This is a genomic window from Nakamurella panacisegetis, assembly GCF_900104535.1.
Classification (GTDB): domain Bacteria; phylum Actinomycetota; class Actinomycetes; order Mycobacteriales; family Nakamurellaceae; genus Nakamurella; species Nakamurella panacisegetis.
The window spans coordinates 3,650,186-3,668,135 of record NZ_LT629710.1 but is presented as its reverse complement, the minus strand read 5'-3'; the positions used below and the strand labels follow the sequence as shown (position 1 = coordinate 3,668,135).

The window sequence follows — 17,950 nt, the reverse complement described above, 5'->3', positions numbered from 1 at the left end:
GGTCAGCTGCACGTGGTCCCGGCGGCCGGGAGCGTGAGGTTCAGCAGGTAGGCATTGCCGGCCGAGTTGACGCAGGTGCTGTTGGCCACGATGAACGCGGCGTGCCGGGTGCCCTGGTAGGTCAGCAGGTCGGCGCCGAGCTGTTGGGCCAGGTCGACGCCGTTCTGGTAGGGCGTGGCCGGGTCGCCGGTGGTCGAGATGACGAGCACCTTGGGCAGCCCGGGGACGCTCAGGGCCCCAGGCTTCAACGTCGCCGGCACCGGCCAGTAGGCGCACAGGTCGGGGATGTCGGCCGCCGGGTCGGCGCTGTCCTCGAACGGGGCGGCATCGGCCACTTGCTGGTTGACCTTGATGACTTCGGCCGGATCGGTGACGGCCGGGTCGTCGACGCAGCGGATCGCGTTGAACGAGTCCGGCTTCTCCGAGTACTTGCCGGACGAGTCCCGCTGGTAGTACTCGTCGGCCAGGGCCATCAGCTTCTCACCCTGCCCCGCCTTCAGGTCGGTGAGGGCTTTCTCCAGGTCGGGCCAACTGGAGTTGTCATACATCGCCTCGGCCACACCGAGGGTCGCGTCACCGTAGGACAGGACGCGGCCCTGGGGCAGCTTGAGCGGATTGGCCAACAGCGGACGGCTCATCGCCTGGAAGGCGGCGGTGGCCTTGGACGGGTCAGAGCCCAGCGCGCAGTCGGCGAGCTTCGCGCAAGCGGTGGCGAAGGTGACGAACGCCTGCTGGAAGCCCTTGGCCTGCTCCACCAACGACTCGGAAACGCTCCGGGTCGGATCGACCGCGCCGTCCAGGATCATCGCCCTGACGTTCTTCGGGAATTCCTCGGCGTACACGTAGCCGATGCGGGTGCCGTAGGAGAAGCCGACGTAGGTCAGCTTCGGGTCGCCCAGCACACCCCGCAGCACGTCCATGTCGCGGGCCACGTCACGCGTTCCGACGTTGGCCAGGAAGGTCTTACCGTCGACGTTCCCGGCGGCGGCCGTCTTGGTGACGCAGCCGGCGGCGTATCCCTTCAGCTGGGCCATCGCCGCGGACACCGCCGCCGGCGTGTTCGATCGGGCCGTCTGGGCCCGGGTGGCGTCGAGCTCGGCGTCGGTCTGGCAGACGATCAACGGAACCGACGATCCAACACCGCGGGGGTCGAACCCGACCAGATCGAACCGGGCGTTCAGCTGGGCGTCCAACCCGTAGACGGCCACCTGCGACACGAAGGACATGCCGGACGCGCCGGGGCCACCCGGATTCATGATCACCGACCCGATGCGGGCCGACCGGTCGGTGGCCACCTTGCGCAACACGCCGATCTTGATCGTGGCGCCGGTGGGGTTGTCGTAGGCCATCGGGACGGTCAGCCGCGCGCATTGCAGGGCCGGCTGCGCGTAGATCGACGCGTCGCCCGAGCTCGTGGCGTAGCTCGCGCAGCTCCCCCAGTCCAGCTGCTGACCGTAGAACTTCTCCAGCCCGGCCGGGACGACCCCGGCCGAACCGGTGCTCGTCGCACTGGGCGAGGTGCTGGACGAGGTGCCGGGCGTGGAACTCGGCTGGGTGATCGGCCCGGTCGGCACGCTGCCACTGGTGCTTCCGGAAACGGCCGACGCCTTACCGATGGTCGCCGATCCGGCGATGTTGGTCGCGCAGGCGGCGAGCAACATCAACAGGGCGACGACGGCGGCACCGTGAACGACGGAGCGGGGACGGACGGACCGGCGGTACGGGCGCATACGGTGATCATGACATTTCCCGCTGTGACCGCCGCTTCGCCCACCCGACGCACCGGGATCACTCAGGTGCCGCTCCGGTCACAGCAGCGCGGGCAGCGCGACCGGCGAGGGCACCACGGCCGGCTCGATCGCCTGGTTCCTGGCCTTCGTCTCGTGCCAGGACAGCCCGGTCACCGCGACCACGATGACCGCCGCGCCCACCAGCTGCGACCAGTGCAGGGAGCGGCCCAACATCAGACCGACGAAGGCACCGGTCACCGGATAGGCCAACTCGGCCAAGGTCGCCCGCGAGGCCGCCGTCCGGCGCAGACCGACGTAGTACAGCACCATGGCCAGCAGCCCGGGGACGATGGCCAACCCGACGACGGCCCAGGCGCTGCCCAGATCCGGAACCCAGAATGTGTTGCCGGACACCGCGACCAGGACGGCCGCCGTCGGCAATCCGAACGCGAAGCGCAGGGTGGTCAACTCGACCGGCTCGAGCTCGGTGGCCACCAGTCGGCCCAGGACGGTCCCGCCGGCCCACAACACGGCGGCGGCCAGGGCCAGCAGCACCACGCCGAGCCGGGAGACGGTGATGTCGAACGGATCCGGGAAGGCCAGCAGCCAGACGCCGACGACGGCCGGAACCGCGAACAACGCGAAGCGGGTGCGGACCTTCTCGCCCAGCAACGCCACCGCTCCCCCGATCGCGACCAGCGGCTGCAGGTGCTGCACCACTACCGGCGTCACGAAGTCGTTGTGCTCGCTGGAGATTCGGAAGGCGATCGTGAACAGGACCGTGGCCAGCGCGGAGGCGCCGGCCCCGATGGCCAGTACGGCCACCTTCCCACGCCGGTCCAGACGTCCGAACGCTCGCAGTGATCGGGGCAGGAACGGAAGCAGCACCAGCACCAGGACCAGGTGTTCGGCGAAGACCAGGGTCGGGGCCGACACCTGCTGGGCGAGGGACTGCCGGAAGATCGCGTCGGTGCCCCACAGTGCGGCACCGAGGGCGACCAACCAGGTCAGGTCACGGGCGCGGCGGCCCACGTGAATCGTCACGCCTCATGCAAGGCGTTTGGGTGGTGCCGAATTCCCTACCGCCCGGCCTCCCACTCACGATCCTCTTCGGACTTGCGCTCTTCGCGCTCGTGGATGGTCTGCAGCGCATTCGCCGCAGACTCCCGGTCCGGGAACGGTCCGAGCAGGTCCTTGGCCTTGCTCTGCCCTTCCGGCTCGACCTGGTGCGTCTTGATGTTGTAGTAGAAGGCCGTGTTCTGGCCGATCTCGTCTCCCATGGCTTCAGACTGCCACGAGGGTGACTGCTCCGCCGGGGATGGTGCGCTCGACCGGCGCGACCACGAACGTGTTCGTGTCCTGGTCGACCGAGACGAGCCGGACCGGGCCGATCGAACCTTCGGTGAGACCGGTCGCGGCACAGCGGGCCCGCACGGGCGGCTCGTGCAGCAGCACCGTCGCCTGGTTCTTGACCGTCTCCACCTGCAGCACCGTGGCCTGGAACGTCGCACCCTCGCGCCCGGTCAGCAGGAACACCGAGACCGCGCCGGTACACGCCCGCTCCAGATCCGACGCGCGCCGGCCCGAGGCCGCCATCACCGGCGACAGCTTCGGCAGGGCCTCGCGCACCCACGGCGGCACCGGGTGCCCGGCGCACAGGGCCAGACACACCTCCGTGGCGTACCGGTCGGCCAGCCGGCGAAGCGGAGCCGTGACGTGCGCGTAGATGCTGCCGACGCCGGCGTGCAGCGGTTGCGCCGGCACGGCACCGTCGAACGGTGTGTATCCGGCGCCGCGCAGCAGGTGCACCGCGTCGTCCAGGAAGGCGGCCACCGTCGGTCGGGAACTATCCAGTTCCGCGATGACGTCACCGGCCGGCACACCGTCGGGCCAGGGGATGCCGAGAGCGGCGGCCGACTTCCGGAGCAAGGCCACCTGGTCGGCCGAGGCCGGCGGAAGGGTGCGGAGCAACCCGATGCCGGCGTCCATCATCATCCGCGCCGCGCAGATGCCGGTCAGGAGGCTGATCTCGGCGTTCGCCTTCTCGATCTCGTTCTGGGCCCGCAGGCTCAGGGTCCAGTGCCCGACGGCATCCGGAACGACCTCCGCGTCGGGCAGGTCGAGACTGATCGCGTGACGGCGGCGGGCCGCCGCCTGACGCAACCGGCCGATCTCCGGCAGGGCGGCGATGGACGGATGCAAGCGGCCGGCGTCCAGGTCGGCCTGGACACCGAGATAGTCCAGCCGGGCGACCGATCGGACCAGGGCCCGCTCCACCCGGACATGCCCAGGTTCACCGGTCGGATCGAGTTCGATGCGCCACAGAGCGGCCGGGCGCACGAGGTCGGGCAGCAGGCTGGCCGCCCCCTCGGACAGCTCCCGCGGGTGCAGCGGCGTGGCCAGATCGGGACTGTAGAGGGTCTCCCCCCGGCGCCAGGTTTCGTCGTGCAGCGCCCCGGTCTCGCCGACGAACGACGCCACGTCGGCGATGGCGTAGTGCACGACGAACCCGGCCGGGGTCTTCTCAAGGTGCATCGCCTGGTCGAGGTCCATGGAGCCGATCGGATCGATGGTGACCAGCGGCAGATCGGTGCGATCGAGGGCCGGCTGCGGCGGATCCGCGGCAACGGCAACGGCTTCGGCGTCGGCGGCGGCCGGGTACACCCCGGGTATTCCCAGCCGCGCCCGGATGGCCGGGAAGTCGATGACGGCGGCGGTGACCCGCGGCGGATGAATGCGGCGGATCGGCATTGGGTCAGGGTACGACGCGGGGCCGCGGCCATCAGCGCCGCGGCCCCGATCCCGCCCCTAGTATGGACACATGATCGAACCACGGGTGTACGGGTTGGACGATCACCACTACCGGGCGGTGGGTGAGAACGGTGTCGCCGAGTTGGTCCCGACCGTCTGCCCGCTCGGGCATCCGCTGGGCGCCGACACCGTTCTCATCTCCTCCTCACCCTGCCTGTGCGCCGGCCGCCCCCACCGCACCTGGCGGTGCTGGGCCTGTGACGGAACGGCGAACGTCTCGGTGTGGGTCTGGCCGCCGTGTAGCCGTCATCCCGAATGGACGCCGTGGGCGGTCTGACTCAGGTGGGCTGACCGGTGGTCGGGTCCAGGAACAGCGTCGAGTTGTGACCACGCCGACCGGTGAAGTCGAACAGGCCGTTCAGTGAGCCGGCCAGTTGGTCGAACGAACCAGCGATCCCCGGGAGCCGCCAGTTGGTCTCGATGAATTTCAGGATCGAGGTCTGGTCGGTGAGGGTGTGGTCGACGTAGTTGTGCTTGGCCCATGGCGACACCACCAGCAGCGGCAGCCGTGGTCCGTAGCCGCACCGGCCGTTCTGCCCGGCCAGTGGCGTCACGCTGGTCGATCCACACACCCCGACCCCGGTCAGGAAGTCCTGCGGGCCGGGCGGCGTGGCCGCCGCCGAGGTGTCGGACGGGTTGTGGACCCCGCTGTAGACGTGGTCGTACCAGCCGTCGGAATCGTCGTAGGCGATCACCACGGCCGTACTGGACCAGTCCGGGGTGTGCTGCAACGCATTGATCTCGTTGGTGACGAACTGCTGCTCGTCCAGGGGATCGGAGTACCCGGCGTGCCCGTCCTGGTAGCCCGGGGCCTTGAGGAAGCTGACCGCCGGCAGGTGATCGGGCGACAGGTATCCGCGGGAGATGGCTCCGACCAGGGAGTCGAAATCGCTGGTGTCGTACTGGTGATTGGCCGTGTCGAACTGCGGCACCCCGGCCACCGTGGTCTGGGTGTCGGTTCCGATCGCAGCCAGCGAGGCCGGCGCCAGGTGGTGCGGGTTCGCGGTGGAGGCGTAGTACTGGAACGGCTCGTGGTGCGGGATGTAGTCGTCCTTGTTGCCGTAGTTGCTGCTGCTCGCCGCGGTCCCACCGGTCCCGCCGATACCGGCACCGATCGGGTGGACCGCGTTGCACAGGCCCTGGTCCGCCGCCGGGGCGACGGCGAACTTGCCCTTGAACTGGTCGGGGGTGAACACGCTGGTGGACTGGGTGCCCCCGGTCGCGGTCGCGAACGTGGTGGTCGTGCGGAAGCCGCCCTGGAACCAGCCCCAGCTGACCCCGGCGGCATTGAGGTTGTCGCCGACGTTCCTGCCGGTGAAGCTGACCGCATCGCGGGTCGAGCAGTCGTCGTAGTACGGCTGGGAGTCCGAGATCATCGTGGTGCCGCCGTGGCCGTCACTGATGGTGTTGCCGTTGGTGGCCGCTCCGTTGATCATGAGCCCGATTCCTCCGGTGTCCCCGGAGACCAGATTGATCGCACCCGGCGACGACGGCCCGAAGGTGGTGCCGAACGAGTTGTCGCTCATCGCGTAGTGCTGCGCGTAGTTCCACAGCGCGGTCACGGTGTTGCCGTCGTAGTAGTTCAGTACGTCGGCCGCGCTGCACGGGGCGCCGGTGCCGCTGACGCCCTTTCCGGTCCCGACGGTGGTGATGAACCGGTCCATCTTTCCGCCGTCGAATGCCTTCTGCTCGTCGGCGTAGGTGTGGTCCTGATCGCAGGTCAGTACGTCATTGATGTTCGCCGGGTCGAGACGCCGCGGGTTCACCTGATGACCGCTCGCGTCCGTGTTGGGATTGTTGGTCAGCAGGGTGCCGGTGCCACCGGCGCCTCTGGTGTTGGACAGGCCGGCGGCGCGCGGGGTGCGGTGGGCGGCCCGGAAGGTCTGGCCGGAGGTGTTCGTCGCATTCGGATAGGTGCCGAAATAGTGGTCGTAGGAGACGTTCTCCTGGAAGATCACCACCAGATGTTTGATCGGCGAGCCGCCGCCGTGACGATTGGCCGGAGCCGGAGCCGGAGCCGCGACCGTTCGGGCGCGGGTGACCGGCGTGGTCGCGTTGGCCGAGCTGACCACCGAGGCGGTCAGCAGCACGGCGGCGCCGATCGCGCCGGCCCGCCTCAGGCCGATGGGGAGTCTGGACAAAGCAGTACCTCCTGTTTCGTCGACCGGGTCGATCACGCGTATCGATCCACTTGCGCGAGCGACCACTGGGAATCTGGGTTCACGCCGCGATGCACTTGACGCACAACACGTATCGATGTCGGCCGCGCCTCCACGCGGTCACCCCGATCGAGGCTCGAGGGCGCCGGCGAAGGTTCGCCCGGGGAACGACCCGGCAGATCATCATCCTGGGGGCGCAGGTCGTCAACCCCCTCTTCCTGAATTTCCGGCGAACGGCCGCGGCTCCCGGCAGCCACCGTGCGCGCGGATTCGCTTGTCGCGCTTCCCGGTCGCTCCCTGCACGGCCCGACGATGCGGAGAGCGCCTTTACGATCCGCGGGCCGATCAGGGAGGGTGGGGGTATGAACTGGACCATCGAAGTCGTGAGCGTGCCGGTCTCGGATCTGGATCGGGCGAAGGCGTTCTACGCCGACCAGGTCGGCTTTGTCGTCGACCACGACATCAGCGTGAACGAGACGACCCGGTTCGTGCAGCTGACCCCGCCCGGGTCCGGCTGCTCGATCGTCATTGCCACTGGTATGGGCAACGACATGGTGCCCGGCTCACTGCGCGGTCTGCAGCTGGTGGTGCCCGATCTCGCGACGGCCCACGCCGAGCTCGTCGAGCGCGGTGTGGCCGTGAGCGACATCCAGATCCTGGGAGCGAACCCGTATCCGGTCCCCCATCCGTTGGACAACGTCGGCTTCGTCTTCTTCGCCGATCCGGACGGGAATGGCTGGGGCGTGCAGCAGATCTCCTCGCGCGCGTGACCGGCGCCATCGTGCTGGTCGTCCTCGGCGTCGCGCTCGCCGGGGTGGCGGGAATGGGCCTGGCCCGAGCCACCCCGGGCCGCCGGCTGACCCGACGCTCGGCCGGCCCGCGCACCCGGGCGGCCATACAGCTCTACCTCGGCGCCCTGCTCGTCGCCGCGGTCGGCGGCACCTGGCTGCACCTCGGCGTCCTGGGCGTGCCCGTGGCCGTCGTTCCGGTCGTCCTGTCCGGTGCTGTCCCGATCCTGCTGCACAACCGCCGCTTCCCGGCCTGACAGATGGTGAGCAGCCGCCCCGAGCGCCGGTAGAGTTCGGCCCGGACGAGTTGGTCGGGCGACCGCGTCGGAATCGATCGGCGTGAGCCGGTCGGAGCCGCCGAGGAAAGTCCGGGCTCCACAGGGCAGGGTGGTTGTCAACGGCAACCCGGCGTGAGCCGCGGGACAGTGCCACAGAGAACAGACCGCCACGCCAGGTCCGGCCGCGAGGCCGGATCCGGCGGGGTAAGGGTGAAACGGTGGTGTAAGAGACCACCAGCGTGCCGGGTGACCGGCGCGGCTCGGTAAACCCCACCCGGAGCAAGGTTGAGAGCACCGCCGGCGGCACTTCGGTGCCGACTACGGTGTGCGCAGACGTTCGAGGGCGGCCCGCCCGAGTCTGCGGGTGAACCGCTGGAGCGTGCCGGCGACGGTACGCCGAGATGGATGGTCGCCGAACGGGATCGCCGAGAGGCACCCGGGAACAGGACCCGGCTTACAGACCAACTCGTCCACCTCACGGTTGACGGAGCACCCCGCCCGGCACCGGTAGCGTCTCGCCTCGTGATCACCGAGAAGACAGCTGCGTGAGCCCGGTCGGGGCGAGCATCGTCGGCGTTGCGCTGCTCATCGGCACCCTGGCCTTCGCCATCATCCGGCCCAAGGGTCTGCCCGAAGCGGTCGCCGCCGTGCCGGCGGCCCTGATCGCGCTGCTCCTGGGCCTGATCAGTTGGCACACGGCCGGTGCGACGGTCGACCGGTTGGCCTCCACCATCGGTTTCCTGGCCGCCGTGCTGGTGATCGCGCACCTGTGCGACGTCGACGGTGTGTTCCGATGGCTCGGGACGGTCATGGCCCGGCGCAGCCGTTCCGACCCGAAACGGTTGCTGCTGTTGGTGTTCATCGTCGCCTCGCTGACCACGGCGGCGCTCAGTCTGGACGCCACGGTGGTCCTGCTGACGCCGGCCGTGCTGGCCACGATCAAGCGTCTGAAGGTGGCTCCGGCCCCGCACGTCTACGCCACCGCGCACCTGTCCAACACCGCGTCCCTGGTGCTTCCGGTGTCGAACCTGACCAACCTGCTGGCGTTCCAGGCGTCGGGCCTGACCTTTCTCGGGTTCACCGCGCTGATGGCCGGTCCGTGGCTCGTGGCGATCGCCGTCGAGTACGGCGTCTTCCGGCTGTTCTTCCGATCCGGTCTGCAACGGGACCAGGCGGCCGCCACACCGGAGATCAGGAACGTCTCGGTGCCGACGGTCACGCTGGTGCTCCTGGCCCTCATCCTGACCGGTTTCGCGGCCGGCCCCCTGATCGGCGCCCAGCCCGCCCTGGTGGCCGCCGTCGGCGCCGCGGTGATGGCCATCCGGGCGATCGCCCGCGGCCAGGTCGGACTCTGGACGGTGATCAAGGAGACCAACCCGCTGTTCCTGGCCTTCGTCGCCGCCCTGGGCGTCGTGGTCGACGCGGCCACCGGCCACGGCCTGCAGACCGCGCTGGGAAACCTGCTGCCGCTCGGCAGTGGCCTGCTGGACCTGCTGGCCCTGGCCGTCATCGCGGCCGTGCTGTCGAACCTGGTGAACAACCTCCCAGCCACCCTGGTGCTACTGGCCGCCCTCGGCCCCCACCCGCAGGCGGCGCCGGTGCTGGCCGTGCTGATCGGCGTCAACATCGGGCCCAATCTGACCTACACCGGATCGCTGGCCACCCTCCTGTGGCGGCGGGTGTTGCTGAGCCACTCCACCTCGCCGTCGCTCGGCCGGTTCACCCGGCTGGGCCTGTTGACCGTCCCCGCTTCGTTGGTGGCGGCGACCGTCGCCCTCTGGGCCGGCACGCAGCTGTAGCGATCCTCAGCCGGTGAGGTGCCCCGTCTCGTTGACCGCCCAGACCACAACGCCCCCGTCGACGTCGACGGTGAATCCGGACAGCGAGGCCGTGTCCACCCGGAGGCGGTAGGCCGCTTCGGAGGCCACCCCCAGGGCGCTGGTCAGCAGCATCTTGGTGGTCGCGGCGTGAGTCACCAACACGACGGTGTGCCCCCGGTACAGGCGGCCGACCTCCTCGATCAACGGCCCCACCCGATCGCGGATCTCGTCGAACGACTCCCCGCCGGGTGGCTGCGCGCCGGTGTCGGACCGCCACACCGCGAACTGCTCGGGCCACCGCCGCTCGATCTCGGCCGGCCGGAAGCCGGTCCAGTCACCCAGCAGGCCGTCCAGCAGGCGGTCGTGCACCACCACCGGGGCGTCGGCCGCCGCCCCGATGGCCTGAGCGGTGAGGCGACAGCGTTGCAGCGGTGAGGTCAGGACGACGCTGGGCCGCAGACCTTTGATCCGATCGGCCACCGACGACGCCTGACGGCGACCACGATTGGTCAGCGGCACGTCCTCACGTCCGGCGAACCGGCCGTCGGCCCCCCAGGTGGTCTCGCCGTGCCGGACGATCAGCACCCGCGTTGCTCCGGTCGGCAACGGACCGGGCAGCACCGCGGCCGGGTCGGTGATTTCAGCGGGCGCGCGCGCCCCCGAGTCGATCCCGGAGGCGATCGGGTCACGGCCGGCCAGCCCGGAGTCCATCGCCTCGTTGGCCAACCGGTCGGCGGCGGAGTTCTGGGACCGTGGGATCCAGGTCAGCGACCACGACGAGAAACCGGCGAGCAGCGCGGAGGCGGTGGCGGCCAACGGCTTCATGTCCGGATGCTTGACCTGCCAGCGGCCGGAGAGCTGTTCGACGACCAGCTTCGAGTCCATCCGGACGGCCACCTCGGTCGCGCCGAGGTCGCGGGCCGCGGTCAACCCGGCGATCAGCCCCGAGTACTCGGCCACGTTGTTGGTGGCCCGTCCCAGGTAACCGTTCCGTTCGGCCAGGACCGTCACCCCGTCGGCCGCCACCACCACCGATCCGTACCCGGCCGGCCCGGGATTGCCGCGTGAGCCGCCGTCCGCGTAGACGATGACCGACTCCGTCGCGCTCACCACCGGATGAGGATCGCACCGCATTCGGGACAACGCACGATGTCGTCGGACGGTGCGGCGGCGATGGCGCCCAGTTCGACCCGATCCAGGTCGATCCGGCAGGCATCGCACCGGCCTCCGTTGAGCTTCGCCGCCGCCACCTTTCCCGACTTGCGGATCCGCTCGTACATGGCCGCCAGCTCCGGGGGTAGTCCATCGGCCAAGGCGGCCCGGCCCGCCCGCTGCTCGCCCAGTTCGGCGTCGATCTCGGCGAAATGATCGTCCCGCCTGACCTCCGCCGCGGCCACCTCGGCCGACGCGGAGTCGAACTCCGCCTGCACCGCGGCCAGGGCGGTGTCGGCGGTTTCCTTCTGCTCCATCAGTTCGAGAGCCTCGTCCTCGAGCACGCCCTGGCGGCGGGCCAGGGAGGTGATCTCGTGCTGGAGGTTCTCCATGTCCCGGGCGTTGCCCGCGCCGGAGGCCAGCCGTTGCGCATCCCGCTCCGCGCGCGAACGGACCTGGTCGATCTCGTTGTCCAGCTTGCGGGTGGCCCGCTCCAGGTCGCTGACCTCGGTCTCGGCCATCACCTTGGAATTCCGCAGCTCGGCCAGCCTGGCCGACCCGGCGGCGATGACGGCCAGCTCCGGGAGGTTGGCGCGCCGGTGTTCGGCCGCGTTGATCTTCTGATCGAAACCGGCCAGGTCGAGCAACCGGCGTTGGACGAACGGATCAGCCTTCGGCACTGGGATGGTGGCCCTTCTTCGGTTCGGACATCAGAGGCGGTGCATGGTCCAAGGATCGGTCCGCAGCGCAGAAACGGTAGTGGTGACGCTACCCGCCGACCCACGGTCGGCGACACCGGAGTTGATCACCGATGCGGCGCCGGCGAGCCAGGGCCACTCGCCGGCCCAGTGCGGCACGTCGATGACGGCCGGTCGACCGGGATCGGCGACGTGCTCGGCCACCACGTGGTGCGACAGGTCGGACGTGACGACGGCGTCGGCGCCGACCCGGGCTGCGTCGGCCAGGAACCCACCACCCGCGCCACCGGACACGGCGACGGTGGTGATCAGGCGGTTCGCTTCGCCGGCCACCCGCACACCGGTCGCCGTGCTCGGCAGGGCCGCCGCGACCAGATCGGCCAGGTCGGCCAGGCGGATCGGGGTGGCCAGCTCGCCCACCCGACCGCTGCCGGTCCGCCCGGCCTGCGGGTGCCCGGGCGGCAGCACGCCCGGATCGTCCGGCAGCAGCGGCCGGGTCGACCGCAGTCCGAGCACCGCGGCCAGCGCATCGTTGACGCCGCGGACCGCCTTGTCGGCGTTGGTGTGGGCGGCGTAGTGCGCGATCCCGGACCGGATCATCCGGTGCACCAGGGATCCCTTCGCCGTGTCGGCCGCCACCGACTGCACCGAACGGAACAGCAACGGGTGATGCGTCACCAGCAGTTGCGCACCGAGCTGCTCGGCCTGCTCGACCACCGCGTCGTCGACGTCGACCGCCAGCAGCACACGCTGCACCGGTTCGTCTGGATCACCGCAGGTCAGACCGATGCCGGTGTCCCACGCCTCGGCCAGGGCGGGTGGATAGGCCGCATCCAGGACGGCGATCACCTCGCCGATGGTCACGGGCATCCGGGTGTTCCTCCTGACGGTGCTGCGGAGGGCAAGTGTGCCATTCCCGACGGGGATGTCGGTAAGAATGGAGAGGTGACGTCCCCTGCTCCCTCCCGACCGTTCCACGTCAGCGTGGTCTGCACCGGCAACATCTGCCGATCGCCGATCGGTGAGCAGATGCTGCGGGCGGCCCTGGTCGAGGCCGGTCTCGACCAGGCCGTGCGGGTCAGCAGCGCCGGCACCGGCAACTGGCACGTCGGCCACCCCGCCGACCGGCAGGCCCAGGCGGCCCTCCGCCGCGCCGGCTTCCCGGTCGAACATCGGGCCCACCAGATCACCGAGGACGAGCTGCGAACGATCGACCTGGCGCTGGCCGCCGACCGGGGACATGAGAAGGTGCTGCGCCGGATGACCTCCGACCCGGACAAGATCCGGCTGTTGCGGAGCTTCGACCCCGAGGCCACCACGGACGACGTACCCGACCCGTACCAGGGCCCCGACTCCGAGTTCGACGAGGTGGTGGCCATGACGGCGGCGGCGATCCCCGGGGTGCTGCGGGAGATCCGGCGGCGACTCGGATGACGGCCACCCTCCCCCGCGGCGCCTCCACGTCGAGTCCGGGTCGGTTCGCCTTCCTGCGCCGACCGGGCTGGATCGGGGCGATCGTCGGTGCGCTGGCCTTCACCGCGGCGTGCTGGCTGATCCTGGCTCCCTGGCAGTTCGCCCGGAGCGCGCAGAACGACGCCACGAACGCCCAGGTCAATGCGGCCCTGCACGACGCCGCGGTGCCGGTGCGGCAGTACCTGTCGACCACGGCCCAGCCGTCCGGTGAATCCACCTACAAGCTCGTCACGGCCACCGGCACGTTCGACACCGACCACGTCACCTACGTCCGGTTGCGGCAGGACAGCCAGGGCAATCCGGTGTCCGAGGTGGTGCTGCCGATGCGGCTGACCGATGGCAGCGTGCTGCTGGTCGACCGCGGCTACCAGTCGTTCGGCGACATCAAGGCGAACGTCCCGCTGCCGCCGGTCCCGACCGGCGTGGTCACCGTCACCGGCCGGGTCCAGGCGGACCAGACCGACCCGAGCAACCGGCAGCCCCGGTACGAGGCCGGCCTGCACCAGGCCTGGGCGGTGAACTCGACCGCGCTGGCCGGAATGGACGGCACCGCCGGGGCGAACGGCAAGGTGTTGCTGGGCTACATCCAGCTGGCCGCCCCGAGCCCGGGCGTGCTGCAGGAGATCGGTATGCCGCAGACCTCGGTCGGTCCCTACTTCTCCTACGCGCTGCAGTGGTGCGCGTTCGGCGGAATGGCGCTGTTGGCCATCGCCTACTTCATCTTCCGAGAGGCCACCGACCCCAGGGGACCCGACGAGCGGGACGTGGCCTACCCCGAGCGGTCGAGCTACCCGGCCGAGATCGCCGAAGCGACGGCACCGGCCGGTGCGGTCAGCTCCGTCCCCGCCGTCGCCGAATCGCCGCCGCCTTCGCCCGACCCCGGACCGGGTCGCCGCAAGGCCAGACGCGCCGCCCGTGACGGGTTCGATCGTTCCCAGCTGTTCGACTGACGACGCGCCGACATTCCGCGGTTCCAGCCGTCGCCGAAGGGGCACACCTGTGACCGGACCGGACTGGGCGCACCGGGCGCAGGCGGCCGAGTCCGCCGTGCTGGGCCGTCATCTGCGGACGTTGGGTCTGCCCGGTACCCGACTGGGCGTCGTATCGTGGCCGGCGGCGCCGTCCCACCGGGTGTTCCTGCGCTGGCATTTCTGGTGGCAGGCCCACCTGCTGGACTGCGCGGTGGATGCGTGGCTCAGGTCGCCCGATGCGACCCGCGGCCGCCGGATCCGAGTCATCGCGCGATCGATCCGGCTGCGCAACGGGGGCCGATTCACCAACGACTACAACGACGACATGGCCTGGATCGGCCTGGCCCTGCACCGCGCGGTCGCGGCCGGTGTCGACCCACGGTCGATCCGGCCGATCGTCACCGCTCTCCTGGACGCCTGGCAGCCACCGTCCGGCGGGATCCGGTGGCGTCGCGGCGACGAGTTCTACAACGCACCGGCCAACGGGCCGACCGCGATCTTGCTGGCCCGCACCGGGTTTCACCGACGCGCGGTCGCGATGACGGACTGGATCGACGCGAACCTGCATGTACCCGGCAGCGGGCTGATGGCCGACGGCCTGGTTCCGGGCCAGCCGGTGCAGCCGACGTTCTACACGTACAACCAGGGCTCGGTGCTGGGCGCCGAGGTCGCATTGACGCGAGTCGGCCACGACCGTGGACGGGTGCATCGACTCGTCGATGCGGTGGATGCGGAGCTCACCACCGGCGGGGTGCTGATCGGGCACGGCGGGGGCAACGGCGGATTGTTCACTGGCATCCTGGCCCGATACCTCGCCGTGGTCGCGGCCGAGCTTCCCGGGGACTCGACCGCCGACCGCCGGGCCCGGTCGAGGGCGGCCCGGCTGGTGCTCGACTCGGCCTCCGCGGCGTGGGCGCACCGAGTGGTGGCCCCGCACGGGCCGTTGTTCGGGGCCGACTGGACCGTCCTGGCCCAGATCCCGACCCGAAGGCCGGTGGGCGCCAGCGACGGCGCCCGGATAGACCCGTCGGAACAGCCGGAACGCGACCTGTCGGTGCAACTGTCGGCCTGGATGCTGCTGGAGGCGGCCGCCCGGCTGGCGGACCGGCCACTCGCCGCGGCCGACTAGCGTGGACGCGTGTCCCTCGAATCGCAGGTCGATCAACTGCTGGCCGGCCCCCGCCCGCTTCCCATCGTCCAGGCCGGCCACCCGGTGCTGCGGCACCGGGCCGAACCGTACGACTTCTCCCTGCCGGCGGACGTCTTCGACCATCTGATCGGGGCCATGCGCGAGACCATGCTGACCGCGCCCGGAGTCGGGCTCGCGGCCCCACAGATCGGGTTGGGCATCCAGGTCGCGGTACTCGAGGACGCCGCGCCGGTCTCGTCCGAGGTGGCCAGGGTGCGTGACCGGACCCCGCTGCCATTCCGGGTGCTGGTCAACCCGTCGTACCGGCCCGAGACCGACGACGTGGCCGCGTTCTACGAAGGCTGCCTGTCGGTGCCGGGCTACCAGGCGGTCGTGGAGCGCGCGGCCACGGTCCGGTTGCGGGCCCTGGACCAGAACGGCGCTCCGATCGACGAGATCGTCACCGGCTGGGCGGCCCGCATCGTGGCCCACGAGACGGATCATCTGGCCGGGATCCTGTACCTGGACAAGGCGTTCACCCGGTCCCTGACCAACAACGAGCACTACCTGACCCGCTGGGCCGGTGCCACCCCGCAGGCGGCGCGGGTCGAGCTGGGCTTCTGACTCAGGCGGCGTCCTGCGCCAACCGGGCCAGCACCGCCGCGCGAAGAGCGACGACGTCCACGTCGAGCTCCCGCAAGATCCGGGCGGCCTCGCCGGTGCCCGCGTCGAGCATCCCGATCAGCAGGTGTCCGCTGGAGATCGACGAGCCGGCCCGGCCGGCCGACGGGCCCCGGTCGTGTCCGGCCGCCCGCACGGCGAGTTCGAGACTCTTGCGAGCGGCCGAGCTGAGCGGGAGGTGACCCTTCGGTCGTGGGCCTTTCGGAGCCGGGTCGAGGGCACCGACGCCGAACCGGATCTCGGCCGCCCGACGAACCTCTTCGAGGTCGATGCCCAGGCTGGCCAGGGCCGCCGAGTCGAGCTCGTCCGCCTTCTCCCGACGCAGCCGGGCCCGGAGGCTCGCGGCCGTGATGCCGGCCTCCCGCAGGGCCACCGCGGCCGCGTCGCCGCCGTCACCGGCGAGGCCGATGAGGACGTGTTCGGTGCCGATCCGTGAATCGCGCAGGGCTCTGGCCTCCTGCTGGGCGTGCGTCACCGCCACTCGTGCCTCCTGGGCGAAGCGCTCGAACATCTGGTGTCACCTGGCCTTTCGGAAGAGCGAACGATCCTGTTGGGTGTACTTCTTGTGCACGGCCTGCCGACTGACGCCGATGTGGGAAGCGATGTCCTGCCAGGACCATCCAAGTGCTCGGGCTCGTCCCACCTGGAGCGTCTCCAGCCGGTCCGCCAGCTCCCGTAGAGCCCGGACCGCCCGCAGACCTTCGGCCGGATCCCCGCTGCTCGCCGCCTGGGCGAGCTCGATGTCGGTGGTCATGGCTGTCAATCTAGGTTGACAAACCCGCTCTGTCAACCCAGATTGACAACCGAGGGCACAAAAAAGCCCGCCGCACCAGGCAGCGGGCTCTTTCGCGAACGGATCGTCAGGCCGGGATCCAGTCGAACACGTCCGGGTCGGGCCCGGTCCGCTCGTCCCGATTGAGCGAGGAGATCGACCCCATGTCGCCCTCGTTCAGCTCGAAGTCGAAGATCTCGAAGTTCTCCTTCATCCGGTCGACGTTCACCGACTTGGGGAACACGATGCTGCCGTGCTGGATGTGCCAGCGCAGCACCACCTGGGCCGGCGACTTGCCGTGCGCCTCGGCGATGGCCACGATCGTCGGATCGTCGAGCACCTTGCCCTGGGCGATGGGCGACCACGCCTCGGTGGCGATGCCGTGCTCGGCGTCGAAGGCCCGGAGGGCTTCCTGCGTCAGGTACGGGTGCACCTCGATCTGGTTCACCGCCGGTGGGACGGTGGTCTCCTCGTGCAACCGGCGCAGATGGTGGGCCTGGAAGTTCGAGACGCCGATCGAGCGGGCGCGGCCGTCCGCGTAGATCTTCTCGAAGGCCTTCCAGGTGTCCACGAAGTTCCGCACGGTGGCCAGCGGCCAGTGGATCAGGAACAGGTCGATCTTCTCCAGGCCCAGGTCCTCCAACGTCTGGTCGAACGCCGTCAGGGCGGCGTCGTACCCGATGTTGTTGTTGTTCAGCTTGCTGGTGACGAAGATGTCGTCACGGTCGAGGCCGGACTGCGCGATGGCCTGACCGACCTCCTTCTCGTTGCCGTACATCTCGGCGGTGTCGATGTGCCGGTAGCCGACGTCGAACGCATTGCGAACCGCCGCCACCGTCTCCGACGGCTCGATCTGGAAGACGCCGAACCCGAGCTGCGGGATCTCGACGCCGTTGTTCAGGACAACATTCGGTACTGCAACCATCTGGGGATCTCCTCAGTGAGACGTTTTGTTTTCCCGACCTACAAAATCTACCCGGTTCTTGCGCCGGGGATGCCGGTCGGTGTCGTGGTGGTGCCCCAGTTCACCTCGCCCGAAACCCGACCGCGATGGAAGTCCTTGGAGCACTTTCAGCCATTCGGCTCTGCTAGAGGAATTCTTGGTTTGGGCGGGTTCGGGCTGGGCACCTACGCCGGGTCAGAAGAAACGCAGCACTCTCGTCCCGCCACGTGCCGCGGGCTCTTGAAGGAGAAACACATGCTCGGACTCATCGTCAGCCTCATCATCATCGGCCTCATCGCCGGGGCCCTCGCCCGGCTCATCGTGCCCGGCAAGCAGCACATGTCGATCCTGGCCACCATCGTGCTGGGCATCATCGGCTCGTTCGTCGGAGGGTTCCTGGGCTACCTGATCTTCCACAAGGACGGTCAGAACGGGTTCTTCCAGACCTCGGGCATCATCGGGTCGATCATCGGTGCCATCATCGTGCTGCTGCTGTGGACCCGCTTCGGCAACCGGTCCCGCTCGACCGTCTGATACTCCGCTCT

20 protein-coding genes and 1 other RNA gene are annotated in these 17,950 nt (G+C 69.9%); 10 read left to right on the top strand and 11 right to left on the bottom strand.

Translation table 11 applies throughout. The features are described 5' to 3' along the window. Positions 1–2: 2 nt before the first annotated feature. The 4 genes from BLS97_RS16455 to BLS97_RS16440 form a co-directional block, all read right to left on the bottom strand. Positions 3–1,730: an alpha/beta hydrolase gene (locus tag BLS97_RS16455; protein WP_197676220.1), complete on the bottom strand. Its 1,728-nt coding sequence runs from the start codon at positions 1,728–1,730 to the stop codon at positions 3–5. A gap of 78 nt (positions 1,731–1,808) precedes the next feature. Further along, the gene (locus BLS97_RS16450) at positions 1,809–2,774 is read right to left on the bottom strand and encodes a DMT family transporter (protein WP_197676219.1); all 966 of its coding nucleotides are present in this window, start codon (positions 2,772–2,774) and stop codon (positions 1,809–1,811) included. A gap of 35 nt (positions 2,775–2,809) precedes the next feature. After that, entirely contained in the window at positions 2,810–3,010 is a 201-nt protein-coding gene (locus tag BLS97_RS16445) for a hypothetical protein (protein WP_090477702.1), read from the bottom strand. Positions 3,011–3,014: 4 nt separating this feature from the next. Then, entirely contained in the window at positions 3,015–4,481 is a 1,467-nt protein-coding gene (locus BLS97_RS16440) for an RNB domain-containing ribonuclease (protein ID WP_090477699.1), read from the bottom strand. Between the two features lie 70 nt (positions 4,482–4,551). Between BLS97_RS16440 and BLS97_RS16435 the strand changes: the two genes are divergently transcribed. Further along, positions 4,552–4,818: a hypothetical protein gene (locus BLS97_RS16435; RefSeq protein WP_090477696.1), complete on the top strand. Its 267-nt coding sequence runs from the start codon at positions 4,552–4,554 to the stop codon at positions 4,816–4,818. A 1-nt stretch (position 4,819) separates the two neighbouring features. On the opposite strand, the gene BLS97_RS16430 is transcribed toward BLS97_RS16435, so the two are convergent. Then, positions 4,820–6,682 carry a phospholipase C gene (locus BLS97_RS16430; protein WP_231988145.1) on the bottom strand — a complete coding sequence of 621 codons (1,863 nt, stop codon included), beginning with the start codon at positions 6,680–6,682 and terminating at the stop codon, positions 4,820–4,822. 380 nt (positions 6,683–7,062) lie between these two features. Here BLS97_RS16430 and BLS97_RS16425 point away from each other — a divergent pair, with 380 nt between their 5' ends. From BLS97_RS16425 to BLS97_RS16410, 4 genes are all read left to right on the top strand, one after another. Beyond that, on the top strand, positions 7,063–7,470 hold the full coding sequence (locus BLS97_RS16425; protein WP_090477693.1) for a VOC family protein: 408 nt from the start codon (positions 7,063–7,065) through the stop codon (positions 7,468–7,470). Then, positions 7,467–7,745, top strand: a complete 279-nt coding sequence (locus BLS97_RS16420) for a hypothetical protein (protein ID WP_090477689.1) — start codon at positions 7,467–7,469, stop codon at positions 7,743–7,745. Before BLS97_RS16425 ends, BLS97_RS16420 begins: the two co-directional genes overlap by 4 nt. 46 nt (positions 7,746–7,791) lie before the next feature. Then, positions 7,792–8,239, top strand: an RNA gene (gene rnpB / locus BLS97_RS16415) — RNase P RNA component class A. Between the two features lie 72 nt (positions 8,240–8,311). Next, positions 8,312–9,565 (top strand): SLC13 family permease, encoded by a 1,254-nt coding sequence (locus BLS97_RS16410; RefSeq protein WP_090477686.1) that lies wholly within the window; start codon positions 8,312–8,314, stop codon positions 9,563–9,565. Positions 9,566–9,571: 6 nt separating this feature from the next. On the opposite strand, the gene BLS97_RS16405 is transcribed toward BLS97_RS16410, so the two are convergent. Genes BLS97_RS16405 through BLS97_RS16395 form a run of 3 tightly spaced genes read right to left on the bottom strand, consistent with a single transcriptional unit; the run spans position 9,572 to position 12,306 of the window. Continuing rightward, positions 9,572–10,699 (bottom strand): bifunctional RNase H/acid phosphatase, encoded by a 1,128-nt coding sequence (locus BLS97_RS16405; protein ID WP_231988144.1) that lies wholly within the window; start codon positions 10,697–10,699, stop codon positions 9,572–9,574. Further along, positions 10,693–11,418: a zinc ribbon domain-containing protein gene (locus BLS97_RS16400; protein WP_090477678.1), complete on the bottom strand. Its 726-nt coding sequence runs from the start codon at positions 11,416–11,418 to the stop codon at positions 10,693–10,695. The genes BLS97_RS16405 and BLS97_RS16400 overlap by 7 nt, the downstream gene beginning before the upstream one ends. 30 nt (positions 11,419–11,448) lie before the next feature. After that, a complete protein-coding gene (locus BLS97_RS16395; protein WP_090477675.1) occupies positions 11,449–12,306 on the bottom strand; it encodes a Nif3-like dinuclear metal center hexameric protein in 858 nt (285 codons plus the stop codon). A gap of 75 nt (positions 12,307–12,381) precedes the next feature. Between BLS97_RS16395 and BLS97_RS16390 the strand changes: the two genes are divergently transcribed. Genes BLS97_RS16390 through BLS97_RS16375 form a run of 4 tightly spaced genes read left to right on the top strand, consistent with a single transcriptional unit; the run spans position 12,382 to position 15,633 of the window. Then, positions 12,382–12,870, top strand: a complete 489-nt coding sequence (locus BLS97_RS16390) for a low molecular weight protein-tyrosine-phosphatase (RefSeq protein WP_090477671.1) — start codon at positions 12,382–12,384, stop codon at positions 12,868–12,870. Further along, positions 12,867–13,859: an SURF1 family cytochrome oxidase biogenesis protein gene (locus BLS97_RS16385; RefSeq protein WP_090477666.1), complete on the top strand. Its 993-nt coding sequence runs from the start codon at positions 12,867–12,869 to the stop codon at positions 13,857–13,859. The genes BLS97_RS16390 and BLS97_RS16385 overlap by 4 nt, the downstream gene beginning before the upstream one ends. Before the next feature lie 49 nt (positions 13,860–13,908). Beyond that, positions 13,909–15,009, top strand: coding sequence for a glycoside hydrolase family 76 protein (locus BLS97_RS16380; protein ID WP_090477663.1), 1,101 nt, complete (start codon positions 13,909–13,911; stop codon positions 15,007–15,009). A gap of 9 nt (positions 15,010–15,018) precedes the next feature. Next, the gene (locus BLS97_RS16375) at positions 15,019–15,633 is read left to right on the top strand and encodes a peptide deformylase (RefSeq protein ID WP_090477661.1); all 615 of its coding nucleotides are present in this window, start codon (positions 15,019–15,021) and stop codon (positions 15,631–15,633) included. Position 15,634: 1 nt separating this feature from the next. On the opposite strand, the gene BLS97_RS16370 is transcribed toward BLS97_RS16375, so the two are convergent. The 3 genes from BLS97_RS16370 to BLS97_RS16360 all read right to left on the bottom strand — a co-directional run bounded on the left by BLS97_RS16370 (position 15,635) and on the right by BLS97_RS16360 (position 17,387). Continuing rightward, positions 15,635–16,201 carry a Clp protease N-terminal domain-containing protein gene (locus BLS97_RS16370; protein WP_090477657.1) on the bottom strand — a complete coding sequence of 189 codons (567 nt, stop codon included), beginning with the start codon at positions 16,199–16,201 and terminating at the stop codon, positions 15,635–15,637. A 6-nt stretch (positions 16,202–16,207) separates the two neighbouring features. After that, positions 16,208–16,444: an RNA polymerase subunit sigma-70 gene (locus tag BLS97_RS16365; RefSeq protein ID WP_172832290.1), complete on the bottom strand. Its 237-nt coding sequence runs from the start codon at positions 16,442–16,444 to the stop codon at positions 16,208–16,210. Positions 16,445–16,550: 106 nt separating this feature from the next. Further along, positions 16,551–17,387: an aldo/keto reductase gene (locus tag BLS97_RS16360; RefSeq protein WP_090477650.1), complete on the bottom strand. Its 837-nt coding sequence runs from the start codon at positions 17,385–17,387 to the stop codon at positions 16,551–16,553. Between the two features lie 273 nt (positions 17,388–17,660). On the opposite strand from BLS97_RS16360, the gene BLS97_RS16355 reads away from it, so the two are divergent. Then, on the top strand, positions 17,661–17,939 hold the full coding sequence (locus BLS97_RS16355) for a GlsB/YeaQ/YmgE family stress response membrane protein (protein WP_090477647.1): 279 nt from the start codon (positions 17,661–17,663) through the stop codon (positions 17,937–17,939). Positions 17,940–17,950 lie beyond the last annotated feature (11 nt).